Source organism: Paucidesulfovibrio longus DSM 6739 (assembly GCF_000420485.1).
Classification (GTDB): Bacteria; Desulfobacterota; Desulfovibrionia; order Desulfovibrionales; family Desulfovibrionaceae; genus Paucidesulfovibrio; species Paucidesulfovibrio longus.
The window spans coordinates 316793-331641 of the sequence record NZ_ATVA01000016.1; the positions used below are offsets into that span (position 1 = coordinate 316793).

The window sequence follows — 14849 nt, forward strand, 5'->3', positions numbered from 1 at the left end:
AACGCGACCGGGGCTTGTTTCATTCGGATGCCGAACCGTTTAGCCTTCGAAGGCCTTGATGAAGTTCGGAGCAACCTGCTTCTTGCGGCTCATGACGCCGTCCAGCCAAACGGACTTTCCGTTGGGCTTCACGCCGAAGGCCTTCTCGACCACGGAGGCGTCGTCGGAGGCGATCAGCATCTCGGAGCCTTCCTTCATGATGTCGGTGAGCAGGAGGAACACGGAGTGACGGCCTTCCTGCCCCTTGACCTTCTCGATCTCGGCCTGGAGGGCAGCCTTGTGGGCGTCCAGCATGGACAGGTCCACGACTTCCAGCTGGCCGATGCCGACCTTGTTGCCGGACATGTCGAAGTCCTTGTAGTCGCGGAAGACCAGCTCGGAAGGAGTGGCGCCGTCAACAGCGGACTTGACCTTGAACATCTCCATGCCCAGAGCCATGACATCGGCGACGCCCGCGATCTTGGCAAGAGCCTCGACGGCCTTCTTGTCCTGATCGGTGGTGGTCACGGACTTGAACATGACGGTGTCGGAAAGGATGGCGCACAGGAGGATGCCGGCGATGTTGGCCGGAATTTCGATGCCGTAGAAGTCGTACATGGACTTCAGGACGGTAGCGGAACAGCCCACGGGCCAGACCCACATTTCAAGGGGGTTGGAGGTGGTGATGTCGCCCAGCTTGTGGTGGTCGACGACGGCCACGAGCTCGCCCTTGGACAGGTTGTCGATGGTCTGGGAGATGTCGGTGTGGTCAACCAGAATGATCTTCTGGCCGGTGGCGTCGGTGACGATCTCGGGAGCCTTCAGGCCGAACTTGTCCAAGACGAACTTGGTCTCCGGGGCGATCTCGCCCTGGGTCACGGGCTTGGCTTCCATGCCGCGCTTGGAATACAGGTCAGCGGCGGCAATGGCGGAAGCGACGGTATCGGTGTCGGGGTTTTTGTGTCCACAAACGAGAATAGCCATAATGTTGATCCTCCTATGAGTGGTTCAATGCGTGCCAAAAACTTAGGTTGTTCCAGATATCACAAAGTCACAAGGCTGCCAAGTCACAGAAAGGAGAAGATCGCGGGAGGAGGCGGATGTCCTGACGCCTTGAAAAGCGGCGCGTTTTCTCGTCCCAGACCCAATGCTCGCTGATGACCGAATCAGATTGTTCCGGGTATCACAAGCGCTTTCGTCTGCCAAGTCATAGCGCCTTGATAATCAAGGCCAGGCCGACCAGGGCCGCCCCGCTGAAAAAGACCGCGTAGGCGCGCCGAACGCGCAACGCGAGCAGGCCGCCGAGGCTTGCCGCGAGCCAGAGATGCGGCCAATCCACGTTCATCTGGTCGAGGAGCGGACCAAGTACGCCGAGCAGCATCCGAAGGAGCAGGTCCAAAATGACCAGCGAGACGAAAAAGAAGAGCCAGGACGTCGCAAAACTGCGCAGCATGGACAAATAGATGATGCGTTCCGGGAAAGGCCCGGATCCCAGTCGTTCCGCCCATTGCTGGGCCATTGCGTGGCACTTGCCCTGCCCGATTCGCAGTTTTGCCTCGAGTCGCGTGCCGAGCCAGGCCATGGGGATGCCGGCGGTCATGGCCAGAGCGATCTGGCCCGTGTCCGTCAGGCCGTACAGCGAGGTAAGCGCCAGCGCCGTAAACATTGCCGCTCCCAAATGGGGAGGGATGTAGGTTCCCGCTGGGATGATGTCCAGCCAGGCAAGCTCGAAAAAAATGGCGATTTTCAGGCAGATATCGTAGTCGCCCGTTGCCAGGGCCCAGAGCAGGCCGATGAAGAGCGGCCGCTCAAGCAGGCCGATGCTCAGCGAAAAGCGGAACAGCGAGAAGAGCGCAAAAAAAAACCAATCAGCGCAAACCACGCGAGAGCGGAAGTGGCCATCATCCGAACCTCACTTGCACCGGGTCGTTGGGGACGCAGCGAAAGTCCAGTCGGACCTTGCTGTCGAGAAAGAAGCGCAGGCACGCCTCTTCCTGCTCATTGACGGCGACGCTCGGGGACAGCTGTCTTTTTCCTGGAGCGTAATGAATGTTTCCGATGTTGATCGCGGAAAAGGAAAACCCGATCTCATAGGCCTTCCGGGCATCTTCGCAATTGGAAAAGAGCACCAGAGTCGAGCTTTGGCTGGACGTCCACATGGATGTTTTCTGGAGATGCAGGAGATCGCGCACGGGGACGAAGGAGGCGTTCATGGTCTGCGGGATGGCCAGGGACATGATCTGCTGGGTCAACATGTCTTCGGCGACCTTATCGTTGGCGACGATGATGGTCGTGGCCCCTGTGTAGGGCAACCACGTCTCCACGACCTGTCCGTGGACGAGGCGATTGTCCACCCGCACCCAGTTCATGAGCCGCTTCCCTGCCGACCGGCGCCGGAGCGGCGCGCAAGCATTTCCCCGGCGACCACGATTCCCTGTCGTCCCGCGGATTTGACCTGGGCCGCCATTTCCGCGAGCGGCAATTCCCGCGATTGAATGGCCTTGACCACCATGGGCATGTTGACGCCGGAAATGACTTCCAGCTCAAAGGATTTCAGCAGCGACAGGCTCAGAGTCGTGGGCGTTCCGCCGAAAAGATCGGTCAGGATAAGAACCCCGTTTCCCTTGCTGCATTTTTCGACCGCATCGCGAATGGATACGACCAGTTCGTCCACTGCCGATTCCTGAGGCACGCCCACAGCGCGGACGTTTTCCTGCGGCCCCACGACCAGTTCGGCCGCTTCGAGAAGGCTTGCGCCGAACGATCCATGCGTCACGACCACAACGCCGACAAGCTGTCCCTGCTTCGATTTCGACATGGCTATCCGAGTTCGTAGTGGCGATGCTCAAGAGTCACGGCGTAGCCCGCTTTTCTAAGCACCCGGTTGAGCATCTCCCCGGTGGCGACCGAACGGTGCCTCCCGCCCGTGCAGCCCAGGGCCACAGTGACCCTGTACCGCCCCTCCTGCGCAAAAAGCGGCAGGAGATAACAAAGAAAATTGACGAAACGCTCCTTGAAGGAACGTCCTATTTCACTTTCCAGCACATATTCGGATATTTCGGGATCCTTTCCGGAAAGAGGCCGCAGTTTCTCATCGAAATATGGATTTGGCAAGAAACGGAGATCAAAAACAAGATCCGCATCGATGGGCACGCCGTATTTGAATCCGAACGTCAAGAGGTGGACGCGCATGCTGGAACCGGGGTCTTCGAGTGCCGTCCATTTTTCCTGGATGATCCGCCGCAAATCGTGGATGGAGTAGCCCGTGGTGTCGATGACGAGATCGGCGGATGTCCGGATCGGCCCCAGGAGTTGGCGCTCCTTTTCCAGGGCCTGTTCCAGGCCGAGGGAATTGCTTTCCAACGGATGCAGCCGACGCGTGGTGGCGTAGCGGGTGAGCAGCTTGTCCTGGCGCGTCTCCAAAAACACGACCTGCACCTTGACGCCCATGGCGGCCAGTTCGGTGGAGGCGCGTTCCCATTCTTCCACGAAATCCACCTGTCGGAGGTCCATGCCCAGGGCAAGACCGCGATGGTCCTTATCCATGCCGCGAAAAAGTTCGACCATCTTCGGAAGCATGCCTGCGGGAAGCCCGTCCACGCAGAAGAAACCGAGATCTTCGAAGACGTTGAGAGCCGTGCTCTTGCCCGCACCAGAAAGCCCGGTAACGACAATCACGGGAAAAGAAACGTCTTTCTTCAAGCGGATGCCCTTCTAGGTGCCCTGCAGGAGTTGTTGAAGCCCTTCCACGCCGTCCGCTTCCAAGAAGTTCCTGCGGAATTCAGGATCTTTGAGCAGTCGCGAAATGTGCGCGAGAATGCGCAAATGAAGCCCCGCCACCTGTTCCGGGGCAATCACCAGGAAGATGATCCGGCAGGGGGCGTGATCAAGGGCCTCGAAATCGACACCCTGGGTACTGCGGGCCACTGCGACAACGATGCGATCAAGGGATTCGAGCTTGCCGTGCGGAATGGCAATGCCATCCCCGATGCCGGTCGATCCCAGGCTTTCACGGTCAAGAAGGACGCGGAGGGCCTCCTCCGCGTCCATTTCCGGAATCCTGTCGCTCACTGCGCTCACGATTTCCCGGAGCACCTCCGCCTTGGTGGCGGAGGCAAGCTCCGGCAATATCAGTTCCGTATCAAGATACTCGCCTAATCTCATTTCAGTTTCCGGGATCGATCAATCCGTAGTCGCCGTCCTTACGGCGGTAGATGACATTGACTCCCTCGGTTTCCGCGTTGCGGAATACGAGGAACTCGAACTGCAACGAATCGAGCTGCATGGCCGCTTCTTCAACAGACATGGGCTTGGGTTCGTAGTTGTCCGTGCCGGTAATGGTCGGAGCATCTCCCGCTTCGGAAAGCGAAAAATACTCCATACGCACGTCGCGGGTCTGGGCCTTGCGCCGCCTGTCCTTCATCTTCTCGCGGATCTTGCGCAGCTGGGATTCCAGCTTATCCACCACGGAATCAATCGTGGCGTACATGTCCGGCGACTCCTCATAGGCGGAGATGTGGATGTTGTCCGCGTTGAGCACCACATCGGCCTTCTGGCGAGTCTTTTCCACGGCGAGGTTGACCTGGAGATCGGACTCGTCGCTGTCCTGAATGAACTTGGATATCTTATCGAAACGCTTCTCGATGTGATCCTTCAGATGCGGCGAGGGATCAAGGTTCTTGAAGTTGAAGCTGATGTTCATACACAATCCTCCTTGAGATAGAGGTTGAGTGGGCAAGTTCAAAGAATCTGCTTACGTTTTGAGGAGGAAGGAATATTCATGGCCGAACGGTACTTGGCGACCGTCCTGCGCGCGATATTCACATCCAGCTTTTCCTTGAGCATGTCTCCTATGACTTCGTCGCTGAGCGGCCTCTTGGGATCCTCGTCGCCGATGAACTGCTTGATGAGCGCCTTGACGGATTCCGAGCCGACCTGCGTTCCGTCGCCGAGGTCCAACGCACTGTTGAAAAAGAACTTCAACTCGAAAATCCCGTGCGGTGTGGACACGTACTTGTTGGTCGTAATCCGGCTCACCGTGGATTCATGCATGCTGATGTCCTCGGCCACATCCTTGAGAATAAGCGGCTTCAGCCTGGAAACGCCCTCCTCGAAAAAGCTCCTCTGAAAACGGACGATGCTCTCCATGACCTTGTAGAGGGTGCGCTGGCGCTGGTAGAGACTCTTGAGCAGCCAGGCCGCGGAGCGCATCTTTTCCTGGAAATATTCCTTGTCCTTGCTGTTGCAGGACTTGATATCGTCCATATAAAACGAATTCAGCGTCAATCGCGGCAATCCGTCCTCATTGAGCACGATCACGAAGTCGTCTCCGTACTTGTACACGAAAACGTCCGGGCTGACGTAATGCGGCTCCGTGCTCGAATAACTGGTGCCCGGCATGGGATCGAGCTTCTGGATGATATCAAGGTACGCCTTGAGCTCGTCCATGTCGATCTTGAATTTGCGAGCCAGGGGCTTGTAGCGGCGCTTTTCCAGATCTTCGAGGTGTTCGTCCACGATCGAGTAAAGAATGGGGTCGTCGTACCCGAAGACTTCGAGTTGCACGAGCAGGCATTCGCGCGGGGAACGGGCGGCCACGCCCACGGGATCGAGACGCTGGATGCGGTGCAGCACGCTCTCGACAGCTTCCGGAGTGGCATCGACCTGGGAGAGGATGTCGTTCACATCGGCCTGGAGATAGCCTCGGTCGTCGAGGTTGCCGAGGATGATCTCGCCGATGGCGAGTTCTTCTTCCGTGAAATTCGAAAGCCGCATCTGCCAGTTGATGTGGCCGTCCAGCGACGGCTTGGAGGCAAGGCGGGCCTCGAAGGAGAGCCCCTCCTCCGGAATTTCGGCTTCACGGCTCTGCGACTGCTTGGACGTGCTGGAAAACTCTCCGATGTAGTTTTCCCAGTCCGCGTCGCGCATGAGTTCGTCCTGGGCCTGCTTCTCGGCGGTGGCCTCCTCGCGCGGAGTCTCCTCCGCACGCGCGTCCTCATCCCCTTCCTTTTCATCAAGGAATGGATTTTCCAGAAGTTCCTGCTGAACGGATTCCAGCAGCTCAAGCCGGGAGAGCTGCAACAGCTTGATGGCCTGCTGCAACTGCGGGGTCATGACAAGCTGCTGACTAAGCTTGAGTTGTTGTCTGAGTTCCAGTCCCATATCGCTCACTGCGGCGGAGTGCGGATCCGCAGTCTCAAGACTGCCTGAACAAATCCACGTCTCTCTGCATCTCGTTCGTTTATTTTCCTGCTTTCACTATGCCACAGCTTTGGATGCGGCGCAAGAATTACATCTTAAACTATTGAAAATACAGATTTACACGGCGGAAATCAGCCACCATGAAAGAACTGTACCAACCTTCATGGGGGCTGTAAATCGCCAATTGGGAAGGAAATTGCGGATCAGAGGCAGAAATTTTCGCCGAGGTAGACCTGTCTCGCCTTGGAATCCTTGACAATTTCCTGGGGACTGCCTTCAAGGATGATCGTGCCCTCGTAGACGAGATAGGCCCGATCGCAAATATTCAAGGTTTCGCGGACATTGTGGTCGGAGATGAGGATTCCGAGACCCAGTTTTTTCAAAATGGATATGATTTCCTGAATGTCGATCACGGCGATGGGATCGATGCCCGCGAACGGCTCGTCAAGAAGGATATATTTGGGATTCATGATCAACGCGCGGGCGATTTCGAGCCGTCTCCGTTCGCCGCCCGAAAGATACATGGCCTTTTGGTGCGCGAGCTTGGTGATGTTGAACATGCGCATCAACTCGCGGGCGCGCTGGCGTCGTTTTTCCCGATTGTAGGACGTCTGCTCCAGGATGATCATCAGATTTTCGAGCACGGTCAGCTTTCGGAATACGGAACTTTCCTGCGGAAGATAGGAAAGTCCCATGCGTGCCCGTTCGTGCAGGGGCAGATGCGTGATTTCCTTTTCCCCGAATCGAACCACGCCCGCATTGGGCTTGACGATGCCCGCAAGCATGTAAAACGTCGTGGTCTTTCCCGCGCCGTTGGGGCCGAGCAGGCCGACCACTTCGCGGCGTTTCAGGAAAACGTCCACGCCGTGGACCACTTCGCGCTTGCCGTAACGCTTGCAGAGGCCGGATGCGGAAAGGCTCGGCATGAGCTAGGGAGCCTCCAGCGTTTCCGGGGCGAAGAGAATCGCCTCCACGCGTTTGCCGCCGCCGCCCACCACCTCGCTGCGGTTTTCCTTGACGTAGAACTTGATGACCTTTCCGGTGACCTTGTTCTTGCCGTCCCGGATGACGGGATTGCCTTCCATGAGCAGAAGGTTCTCCTTGACCATGTAGGTCACGGAATCGCTCGTTCCCTCGGTGCTGCCCCGCTGCATGCGCACTCCGCCGGAAGCGACGATGCGGTCGATCTCTTCTCCGGGTTTGCCCGTCTTGTCGAAATACGCCGTCAGTTCGTTGGCCCAGAGATTGAGCTCCTCATGCACGGCCTCGACATTGCCGGTGAAGGACACGGTACGGTGCTTGTCGTCGTAGGTCAGCTTGTCCGCGGTGATGCGTACGGGGGGCTTACCTGAAGAGGCCGGACGCTGCGGCAGGTCTTCGGGGCGCTGCTCCACTTCGGCCACGACTTTCTGTCCCTGTCCCGGATCGGGCCGCACTGGCAGGGCATCCGTTTTGGCAGACACGGAGGTTTCGTCCGGCCGAGCCTGGTCCGCGCCGAGAGTCTGTTCCGGCTCTACGGCAGGGGCTTGAACGGGTGCGGGCTCCGGCACATCCGCCGTGTCCGGATTGGTTGCGGCCACAGGCTCTGCAGCGGGTTCAACGACAGGTTCCGGCGCGGAAGGCTTGGAAACGAATTTCAGGTATTTGGATTTGCTGAAGCCGATAGCCTGGGACAGTTTTCGTTCGGATGCGTCCAGGGGAAAAACCGCATACCAGCCGTCCTTGAGGAAATCGACCTTGACCCGGTCGCCTTTTTTCAGCGTCCGCACGTGTTCGGACTTATAATCCCGTTTCGCGCGTATATTGAGGTTGCGCGTCGCCTCGCGGATTTCCCCCCAGGCATCCGCCGCCTGTGCGGGAAGAGTCAAGGCCGGAGCGGCCCAGCAGATGGCTGCCAGGATCAAGGCGGCGGCAATGGCTTTTCGTCTGCTCTGCATTTCGGCTCCTACTGTTCCTTTCCGGGCAGCTTCACGTCTTCCAGAGATTCGGGAGTGAACAAGGCTTCGACGCCTCCCGCCGCCACAAGAAGGCGCGTCTTGGTGTCGATCTCGATGGCTGTGGCGCTGATGGAGATATCTCCCCGGCGGATGACCACCCTGCCCTTCAGATAGACCTTTTCCATGGCGCCGATGTAGTCGAATTCATCGGCCTTGACCGCAAAGAGGCCATATCGACCCGTGACGTTTTCCCAGAGGCGGAAGTTGTCGGCCCGCTGGTCCACTTCGCCCATGTCCGCGCGGATGAACAGCTCGTTGCGATCCTCACCGAGATATGCGGAAAGCTGCGGGGCGATGATGGTCACGGAGTTTTTCGTCTGACTGTATTCAGCGCCCTTGGCCTTGACCCGCCAGTCGATCCGCCCGTCGACGCCCTGGACGAGTTCGATGTCGTCAGCGAAGATGTCCGCGCTGAAAACGTCCATGTCGGTCTTTTCAATGCGTTCCGGAGTGATTTCCTCTTCCAGCCTGGCTTCCTTGATTTGCTGAACCGGCTCTTCGTCCTTGTGGAACAAGGCCACGCCGATGAGCACGCCGAAACCGAAAACCATTATCCAGGCCAGAAGGACTCGAAATCTCATGCTCCGGCCCACCTCCGCCACTGCTCGTCGAGCTGGCCGCGACAATCAAGCAGAAATTCAATCGCCTCCCGCACGGCGCCGTGCCCGCCGGGAACCGAAGCAACCCATGCTGCCAAGCCCAGCACTTTGGGCCGGGCGTTGGGAACCGCCATGGGCAGACCAACGCGGCGCATGATCGCGGCGTCCACCCAATCGTCGCCGAGATAGGCGGCTTCGTTCCAGTCTAGTTCCATGCGGTCGAGAATGCCGCGCATGAGCGGAACCTTGTCCAGGTGTCCGGCATGGTATTCGACGATGCCCAGTTCGCGAACGCGAGATTCGACTGCGCCGTGATTCAGGCCCGTGATGACTGCGATTTGCAACCCTGCCTGCTGCGCGACCTTGACGCCCAGGCCGTCCTGCACATTGAAGCGTTTGGAGACCCGCCCTTCGGAATCATAATATAAGCCTCCGTCCGTGAGAACCCCGTCCACATCCAGGACCAGCAGCTTCACGGCGGCGGCGCGATTACGCAAATCAGACATGCGTCAGACTCCAGATGGCTTTGAGCTGGCGGAGGAGATCACGGGCCTTGTCGAGCGGCCAACTGTTCGGGCCGTCGCAAAGAGCCTTGTCCGGTTCGGGGTGCACTTCCATGAAGACGCCGTTCGCGCCGGCGGCGACCGCCGCGCGGGCCAGGACAGGCACGAATTCGCGCTGCCCTCCGGAACTGCCGCCCTGCCCGCCCGGAAGCTGAACGGAGTGCGTCGCGTCCATGATCACGGGAACGCCGAGGCCGCTCATTTCCGGGATGGAGCGCATGTCCACCACGAGGTTGTTGTAGCCGAAGCACGATCCGCGCTCCGTGAGCCAGACCCGCCCGTTTCCGGATTCGCGCAGCTTGTTCAGGACGTTGCGCATGTCCCAGGGGGCCAGAAACTGGCCTTTCTTGACGTTTACGACCCGGCCCGTGGCCGCTGCGGCGGCAAGGAGGTCGGTCTGGCGGCAAAGAAACGCCGGAATCTGGATCACGTCGGCCACCTCGCCCACGGGCGCGGCCTGTTCCGGGAGGTGGATGTCCGTGACCACGGGCAGGCCCGTGGCGTCCTTGATCTCGGCGAGCCAGGACAGTCCGCGCGACAGGCCCGGACCTCGAAAACTCGTGATCGAGGTCCGGTTGGCCTTGTCGAACGAACTCTTGAAGATCAGCGGCAGGTCAAGCTCGGCCGCCATGTCCGCCAGCGCGCGGGCGGTGTCCAGGGCCAGTTCGCGGCTTTCCAGCGCGCATGGGCCGGCCAGAACGAAAAACCGCTCTCGGCAGCGCTCGTACAAAGCGTCAGGCATCAGCCTTTCTGCTCCTTGGCGGCCTTGATGAATCCGCGGAACAAGGGATGCGGATTCATGGGACGGGACTTGAATTCAGGATGGAACTGGCAGCCCAGGAACCACGGATGTTCCGGAAGCTCGACCATCTCCACGAGGGAATCGTCCGGAGCCAGGCCGGAGAAGATCATGCCCTTTTCGCGGAGGCATTCGAGATACTTGTTGTTGAATTCGTAGCGATGGCGGTGCCGCTCGTCGATGCGGGTCTGGCCATAGGCAGCGAAGGCCTTGGTATCCTTGACGACCTTGCAGGGATAGGACCCCAGCCGCATGGTGCCGCCCTTGTCGGACTGCGCGCAGCGGGTTTCCGTCTTCTTGGTGCGGAAGTCGAACCATTCCGTCATCAGGTAGATGACGGGATCCTTGACCTTGCAGTCGAATTCCTCGGAATTGGCGTCCAGGCCGCAGACGTTGCGCGCATACTCGATGACGGCGCACTGCATGCCCAGGCAGATGCCGAAGAACGGAATCTTGTTTTCACGGGCATAGCGGATGGCCTCGATCTTGCCTTCCACGCCGCGCGAGCCGAAACCGCCCGGCACGAGCACGCCGTCGAGATTCTTGAGCTTGCGCTCCACGTTCTTCGCCGTGATTTCCTCGGAGTTGACATAGACGAGATCCACGGCCACGTCGTTGGCCACGCCGCCGTGGACCAGAGCTTCGTGCAGGCTTTTGTACGCTTCCTTGAGCTCAACGTACTTGCCGATGATGCCGATGGTCACACGTCCCTGAGGGAACTCCATTTTCCGGTTCAGTTCCCTCCAGGCGTTCAGGTCCGCGTTCTTGGCGGGCAGCCGGAGCAGAATGGCGATTTTCTGATCGACGCCCTGCTCGTAGAATTTGAGCGGCACTTCATAGATGTTCTTCACATCCACGGCCGAGAACACGGCATCCGAATCCACGTCGCAGAAAAGGGCGATCTTTTTCTTGAGGTGGTCGTCGAGATTCACCTCGGAACGGCAGAGGATGATGTCCGGCTGAATGCCGATGCTGCGCAGCTCCTTGACGCTGTGCTGCGTGGGCTTGGTCTTCAGCTCGCCCGCGGCCGCCAGGTAGGGCACGAGGGTCAGGTGGATGTAAAGGACGTTTTCCTTGCCGAGGTCGTTCTTGAGCTGGCGGATGGCCTCCAGGAAGGGCTGGCCTTCGATGTCGCCGACCGTGCCGCCGATTTCGATCAGGGCCACGTCCTCGTCGGTGGGCAGGCCGAGCACGGCTTCCTTGATGGCGTCCGTGATGTGCGGGATGACCTGCACGGTGCCGCCGAGATAGTCGCCCCGGCGTTCCTTGGTGATCACGGCGTTGTAGATGGATCCGGAAGTATAGTTGTTGCGCTGGGTCATGGGGCGTTCGAGATAGCGCTCGTAGTGGCCCAGATCCAGGTCCGTCTCGGCGCCGTCGTCCGTGACGTAGACTTCGCCGTGCTGGAACGGGTTCATGGTGCCCGGGTCTACGTTGATGTACGGATCGAGTTTCTGGATGGTGGCCTTGAGTCCGCGCGCCTGAAGCAGCGCACCGATGGACGCGGCCGCCAGTCCCTTGCCCAATGAAGATAGAACGCCGCCGGTGATGAAAATAAATTTGGTCTTCATGAAATGAGTCGCCCCTTTTTGATGCTGAGTCTTCGGCCTGCCGCCGCTTCGCGGCTGTTGACTGGCTGCCGGGCCGCACGTATGTTCCCCGAAAATTGACGCAGTTAGACTGACAAGCCCTCCGGGGGTTGTCAATACGGGAGGGTAAAGGGCATGGCCCCTGTCAACGCACTGGTTCTTACAGGATACGGCACCAATTGTGAACAGGAATCCGCCTACGCCGCCAGGCAGGCCGGAGCGGATTCTGCGGATATCGTGTTTTTCTCCGATCTCGCCGCGGGAAAAGTCCGCATGGCGGATTATAATTTCCTGATCTGTCCGGGCGGATTCCTGGACGGCGACGACCTTGGAGCGGCCCAGGCCGCGGCCTTGCGCTGGCGTCATGCGACCACTCCGGACGGACGGCCGATTCTAGACCAGTTCAAGGAGTTTTTCGAATCCGGCGCCGTCATTCTCGGTATTTGCAACGGTTTTCAATTGTTGGTCAAGCTCGGCCTGCTTCCGGCCGTTGACGGGAAATACTTCGAACGCCAGGTGTCCTTGTCCTACAATGACTCCGCACGGTTCGAGGACCGCTGGGTGCACCTCAAGGTCAACCCGAACAGTCCCTGCGTTTTCACCAAGGGGCTCGATCGGCTGCACATCCCCATCCGGCACGGCGAAGGAAAGATCATTCCCAAGGATGAAGCCCTGCTGGAACGACTCCAATCCGACAATCTCATTGCCTTGCAATATGCCGACCCGGAGTCGGGCGAGCCGACCATGGAATATCCCTTCAACCCCAACGGCTCCCCTCTGGCCATCGCCGGACTCACCGACCCGTCGGGCCGCGTGCTCGGCTTGATGCCCCATCCCGAAGCATACAACCATCCGACCAACCACCCCGCCTGGACCCGAGGCGAAGGCGGAACGCTCGGCCTGGCCCTGATCGAGGGCGGCGTTCGCCATCTCAAGAGGAACTAGGGCGTGGCCCGACCCGACCCGACTCCGCCGGATCAATCCGTTCTGCCGTTGACCTACGGAGAAATGATGCGGCTGGCGCTGCATCAGGCGCGTCTCGCCGGAGCTTCGCAGGAGGCTCCGGTGGGCGCGATCCTGCTTGACCCTTCCAGCGGGGAGATTCTCGCCTCCGCCCACAACGCTCCGATTTCCGATCACGACCCCACGGCTCATGCCGAAATTCTTTGTCTGCGCCGCGCTGCCGAGCGTATCGGGAATTACCGTCTTCCCGGAACGATTCTGGCCGTTACGCTGGAGCCCTGCCTGATGTGCGTGGGGGCCATGATCCACGCTCGCGTTGCCGGCGTTGTCGTGGGAACCGCTGATCCGCGCACAGGCGCGCTTTTCACCCAACTGAACGGAGCCGCGCTTTCCTGGACCAACCACAAGATGTGGGTCGTTCGAGACGTCCTCGCTTCGAACTGCGCTGATTTGTTGCGTACATTCTTTCGTTCCCGCCGCTGACGCATTTCCTACCACGACAGTCTGAATTATCCGGCTTCATTGACAAACCCGGAATCGTGTCGCATCTCTTCAGGTCTTAAAATTTCGATCAACCAGGAGGATCAGATATGAAAATCGCGGTTCCCACTCGTGACGGCATTGTGGACGAGCATTTCGGTCATTGCGACCACTACACGATATATGAAGTCGTTGACGGCAAGCTTGGTGCCGGAGCCCGGTTGGAATCGCCGCAAGGCTGCGGCTGCAAGTCCAACATCGCCAGCGTGCTCAAGGAAATGGGCGTCCACACCATGCTCGCCGGAAACATCGGCCAGGGCGCGGTGAACGTGCTTTCCCAGAGCGGCATCAACGTGGTGCGCGGCTGCAACGGCAAGGTCGAGGAAGTGGCCGAGGCGTTCCTGGCGGGCAAAATCAAGGATCAACCCATCATCTGCGACCATCACGAGTGCAGTCACTGACCCTTGCCCCCGCAGTCCACGCGGGAAAAGGGTTGCGCCCGACTCCGTGAACGTTTATACATCTCTTCCCGTTTGCGCGGCTCTTGCCGCCCTCATGCGGAGAGGTAGCGAAGTCCGGCCGTAACGCGCTCGACTCGAAATCGAGTTACGGGTTAATAGCCCGTACGTGGGTTCGAATCCCACCCTCTCCGCCAAGAACTTGAAAACATTGGACATTCTTCCAAAAAGCGCTCGTCAGAGCCGTGGGTACACAAAACGGGTACACACAAGGAGGATTGTCCAATGTCTTTTTCTGCCCCATCCTACCTCACCAGCCATCGAAATGGCCTCTATTTTCGACTTAGAATTCCAAGCGATTTGCGCCCGGTCATGGGTATGCAAGAATTCAAAAAGTCGCTCAAAACCAGATACTTGAGAGAAGCTCGGCCTAAGGTTATAAGACTGGTCACTACCTCGCATGCGATATTTGATGAATTTCGTAAAAGGAGGGATGATGTCATGTCTGGTAGATTGAGTCGTGAAACCATACGCCGCATCGCTCAGCAATGGCTCGATGAGGCGCTCGAAGAAGAACGTGAATACCGTCTCTCCCGCTCATGGGAGCTATACGAGCTGGACAAGCGCAATGAACAGCTCACAATCCTTGCCACAGACGCCCAAGAAGCTCTTGAATGTAGCAACCTCAAGAAAATTGAAGGTAGAGCCTCAGAGCTACTGGATCGTGAAGAAATAGATGTTGAAAAGGACTCCAAAGAATACCGTGAGTTCTGCGCTGCCCTGCTTGAAGTTGAAGCAAGATTCCTGAATGCAGCTCGCAAGACAGGCTTTGTAGGAATCCTCCAAGGCCAAGAGCAGTCTCAAGTAGTGCAACCAGAAGTGGGTTCACTTCTTCGGACCAGTCAGCGGCAAAACTAAGGTGGACAGATTCATGGGCTATGCCGCCTTTTTCGGGCAAGCCAGAGGAGGTACCCCCTCTGGCTTGAATTGCTGATATATCTCCATCGGCTTTCTGCCGTCAAAGGTCTTGTGCGGACGCCGGTTGTTGTAGAAATCAATCCACCAGGCCAGGGTGCGGCGAAGCTCGCTGCCCGTCTCGATCTCCCGCAGATACACGCATTCATACTTCAAGGAGCGCCAGAGACGCTCGATCATAACGTTGTCCATCCAGCGGCCTCGGCCATCCATGGAGATGCGTGCTCCGGCCTCCCGGAGCTTCCG

General features: G+C 58.7%; 19 protein-coding genes and 1 tRNA gene. 5 read left to right on the plus strand and 15 right to left on the minus strand.

All coding sequences use genetic code 11. From position 1 onward, the window contains the following. Positions 1-39: 39 nt before the first annotated feature. The 14 genes from G452_RS0114350 to G452_RS0114415 form a co-directional block, all read right to left on the minus strand. Entirely contained in the window at positions 40-963 is a 924-nt protein-coding gene (locus G452_RS0114350) for a manganese-dependent inorganic pyrophosphatase (RefSeq protein WP_022662953.1), read from the minus strand. Between the two features lie 223 nt (positions 964-1186). Next, positions 1187-1861: a PTS sugar transporter subunit IIC gene (locus G452_RS0114355; RefSeq protein WP_022662954.1), complete on the minus strand. Its 675-nt coding sequence runs from the start codon at positions 1859-1861 to the stop codon at positions 1187-1189. Positions 1862-1880: 19 nt separating this feature from the next. After that, the gene (locus G452_RS0114360) at positions 1881-2348 is read right to left on the minus strand and encodes a PTS sugar transporter subunit IIB (RefSeq protein ID WP_022662955.1); all 468 of its coding nucleotides are present in this window, start codon (positions 2346-2348) and stop codon (positions 1881-1883) included. Beyond that, positions 2345-2797 carry a PTS sugar transporter subunit IIA gene (locus G452_RS0114365; RefSeq protein WP_022662956.1) on the minus strand — a complete coding sequence of 151 codons (453 nt, stop codon included), beginning with the start codon at positions 2795-2797 and terminating at the stop codon, positions 2345-2347. The genes G452_RS0114360 and G452_RS0114365 overlap by 4 nt, the downstream gene beginning before the upstream one ends. Before the next feature lie 2 nt (positions 2798-2799). After that, a complete protein-coding gene (rapZ, locus tag G452_RS0114370; protein WP_022662957.1) occupies positions 2800-3681 on the minus strand; it encodes an RNase adapter RapZ in 882 nt (293 codons plus the stop codon). A gap of 12 nt (positions 3682-3693) precedes the next feature. After that, positions 3694-4143, minus strand: coding sequence for a PTS sugar transporter subunit IIA (locus G452_RS0114375; protein WP_022662958.1), 450 nt, complete (start codon positions 4141-4143; stop codon positions 3694-3696). 1 nt (position 4144) lies between these two features. After that, on the minus strand, positions 4145-4681 hold the full coding sequence (hpf, locus tag G452_RS0114380) for a ribosome hibernation-promoting factor, HPF/YfiA family (RefSeq protein ID WP_022662959.1): 537 nt from the start codon (positions 4679-4681) through the stop codon (positions 4145-4147). 38 nt (positions 4682-4719) lie between these two features. After that, entirely contained in the window at positions 4720-6141 is a 1422-nt protein-coding gene (gene rpoN, locus G452_RS0114385) for an RNA polymerase factor sigma-54 (RefSeq protein ID WP_022662960.1), read from the minus strand. 242 nt (positions 6142-6383) lie between these two features. Then, entirely contained in the window at positions 6384-7106 is a 723-nt protein-coding gene (gene lptB, locus G452_RS0114390) for an LPS export ABC transporter ATP-binding protein (protein WP_022662961.1), read from the minus strand. 3 nt (positions 7107-7109) lie between these two features. Then, the gene (lptA, locus tag G452_RS0114395) at positions 7110-8117 is read right to left on the minus strand and encodes a lipopolysaccharide transport periplasmic protein LptA (protein ID WP_022662962.1); all 1008 of its coding nucleotides are present in this window, start codon (positions 8115-8117) and stop codon (positions 7110-7112) included. A gap of 8 nt (positions 8118-8125) precedes the next feature. Then, the gene (lptC, locus tag G452_RS0114400) at positions 8126-8758 is read right to left on the minus strand and encodes an LPS export ABC transporter periplasmic protein LptC (protein ID WP_022662963.1); all 633 of its coding nucleotides are present in this window, start codon (positions 8756-8758) and stop codon (positions 8126-8128) included. After that, positions 8755-9282, minus strand: coding sequence for a KdsC family phosphatase (locus G452_RS0114405; RefSeq protein ID WP_022662964.1), 528 nt, complete (start codon positions 9280-9282; stop codon positions 8755-8757). Before G452_RS0114405 ends, lptC begins: the two co-directional genes overlap by 4 nt. Then, a complete protein-coding gene (gene kdsA, locus G452_RS0114410; protein ID WP_022662965.1) occupies positions 9275-10081 on the minus strand; it encodes a 3-deoxy-8-phosphooctulonate synthase in 807 nt (268 codons plus the stop codon). The genes G452_RS0114405 and kdsA overlap by 8 nt, the downstream gene beginning before the upstream one ends. Further along, positions 10081-11709, minus strand: coding sequence for a CTP synthase (locus tag G452_RS0114415; protein ID WP_022662966.1), 1629 nt, complete (start codon positions 11707-11709; stop codon positions 10081-10083). Before G452_RS0114415 ends, kdsA begins: the two co-directional genes overlap by 1 nt. A gap of 153 nt (positions 11710-11862) precedes the next feature. Here G452_RS0114415 and G452_RS0114420 point away from each other — a divergent pair, with 153 nt between their 5' ends. The 5 genes from G452_RS0114420 to G452_RS21560 all read left to right on the plus strand — a co-directional run bounded on the left by G452_RS0114420 (position 11863) and on the right by G452_RS21560 (position 14546). After that, positions 11863-12672, plus strand: a complete 810-nt coding sequence (locus G452_RS0114420) for a phosphoribosylformylglycinamidine synthase subunit PurQ (protein ID WP_022662967.1) — start codon at positions 11863-11865, stop codon at positions 12670-12672. 3 nt (positions 12673-12675) lie between these two features. Then, complete coding sequence (locus G452_RS0114425; RefSeq protein WP_327077715.1) at positions 12676-13173, plus strand: nucleoside deaminase; 498 nt, start codon at positions 12676-12678, stop codon at positions 13171-13173. Between the two features lie 107 nt (positions 13174-13280). Further along, positions 13281-13631, plus strand: coding sequence for a NifB/NifX family molybdenum-iron cluster-binding protein (locus G452_RS0114430; RefSeq protein WP_027189291.1), 351 nt, complete (start codon positions 13281-13283; stop codon positions 13629-13631). A 98-nt stretch (positions 13632-13729) separates the two neighbouring features. Beyond that, a tRNA-Ser gene (locus tag G452_RS0114435) sits at positions 13730-13825 on the plus strand. 88 nt (positions 13826-13913) lie between these two features. After that, complete coding sequence (locus G452_RS21560) at positions 13914-14546, plus strand: DUF6538 domain-containing protein (RefSeq protein WP_155887743.1); 633 nt, start codon at positions 13914-13916, stop codon at positions 14544-14546. An 18-nt stretch (positions 14547-14564) separates the two neighbouring features. On the opposite strand, the gene G452_RS19690 is transcribed toward G452_RS21560, so the two are convergent. Further along, a partial coding sequence (locus G452_RS19690) for an integrase core domain-containing protein (RefSeq protein WP_022662970.1) occupies positions 14565-14849 on the minus strand: 285 nt, incomplete at its 5' end.

Bases quoted from the DNA above. Each gene is read 5' to 3' on its own strand.
- G452_RS21560 (WP_155887743.1), top strand. From the start codon at position 13,914: ATGTCTTTTTCTGCCCCATCCTACCTCACCAGCCATCGAAATGGCCTC.
- rpoN (WP_022662960.1), bottom strand. From the start codon at position 6,141: ATGGGACTGGAACTCAGACAACAACTCAAGCTTAGTCAGCAGCTTGTC.
- hpf (WP_022662959.1), bottom strand. From the start codon at position 4,681: ATGAACATCAGCTTCAACTTCAAGAACCTTGATCCCTCGCCGCATCTG.
- kdsA (WP_022662965.1), bottom strand. From the start codon at position 10,081: ATGCCTGACGCTTTGTACGAGCGCTGCCGAGAGCGGTTTTTCGTTCTG.
- G452_RS0114405 (WP_022662964.1), bottom strand. From the start codon at position 9,282: ATGTCTGATTTGCGTAATCGCGCCGCCGCCGTGAAGCTGCTGGTCCTG.
- G452_RS0114430 (WP_027189291.1), top strand. From the start codon at position 13,281: ATGAAAATCGCGGTTCCCACTCGTGACGGCATTGTGGACGAGCATTTC.
- G452_RS0114350 (WP_022662953.1), bottom strand. From the start codon at position 963: ATGGCTATTCTCGTTTGTGGACACAAAAACCCCGACACCGATACCGTC.
- G452_RS0114360 (WP_022662955.1), bottom strand. From the start codon at position 2,348: ATGAACTGGGTGCGGGTGGACAATCGCCTCGTCCACGGACAGGTCGTG.
- G452_RS0114420 (WP_022662967.1), top strand. From the start codon at position 11,863: ATGGCCCCTGTCAACGCACTGGTTCTTACAGGATACGGCACCAATTGT.
- lptB (WP_022662961.1), bottom strand. From the start codon at position 7,106: ATGCCGAGCCTTTCCGCATCCGGCCTCTGCAAGCGTTACGGCAAGCGC.
- G452_RS0114415 (WP_022662966.1), bottom strand. From the start codon at position 11,709: ATGAAGACCAAATTTATTTTCATCACCGGCGGCGTTCTATCTTCATTG.
- lptA (WP_022662962.1), bottom strand. From the start codon at position 8,117: ATGCAGAGCAGACGAAAAGCCATTGCCGCCGCCTTGATCCTGGCAGCC.
- G452_RS0114365 (WP_022662956.1), bottom strand. From the start codon at position 2,797: ATGTCGAAATCGAAGCAGGGACAGCTTGTCGGCGTTGTGGTCGTGACG.
- G452_RS0114375 (WP_022662958.1), bottom strand. From the start codon at position 4,143: ATGAGATTAGGCGAGTATCTTGATACGGAACTGATATTGCCGGAGCTT.
- lptC (WP_022662963.1), bottom strand. From the start codon at position 8,758: ATGAGATTTCGAGTCCTTCTGGCCTGGATAATGGTTTTCGGTTTCGGC.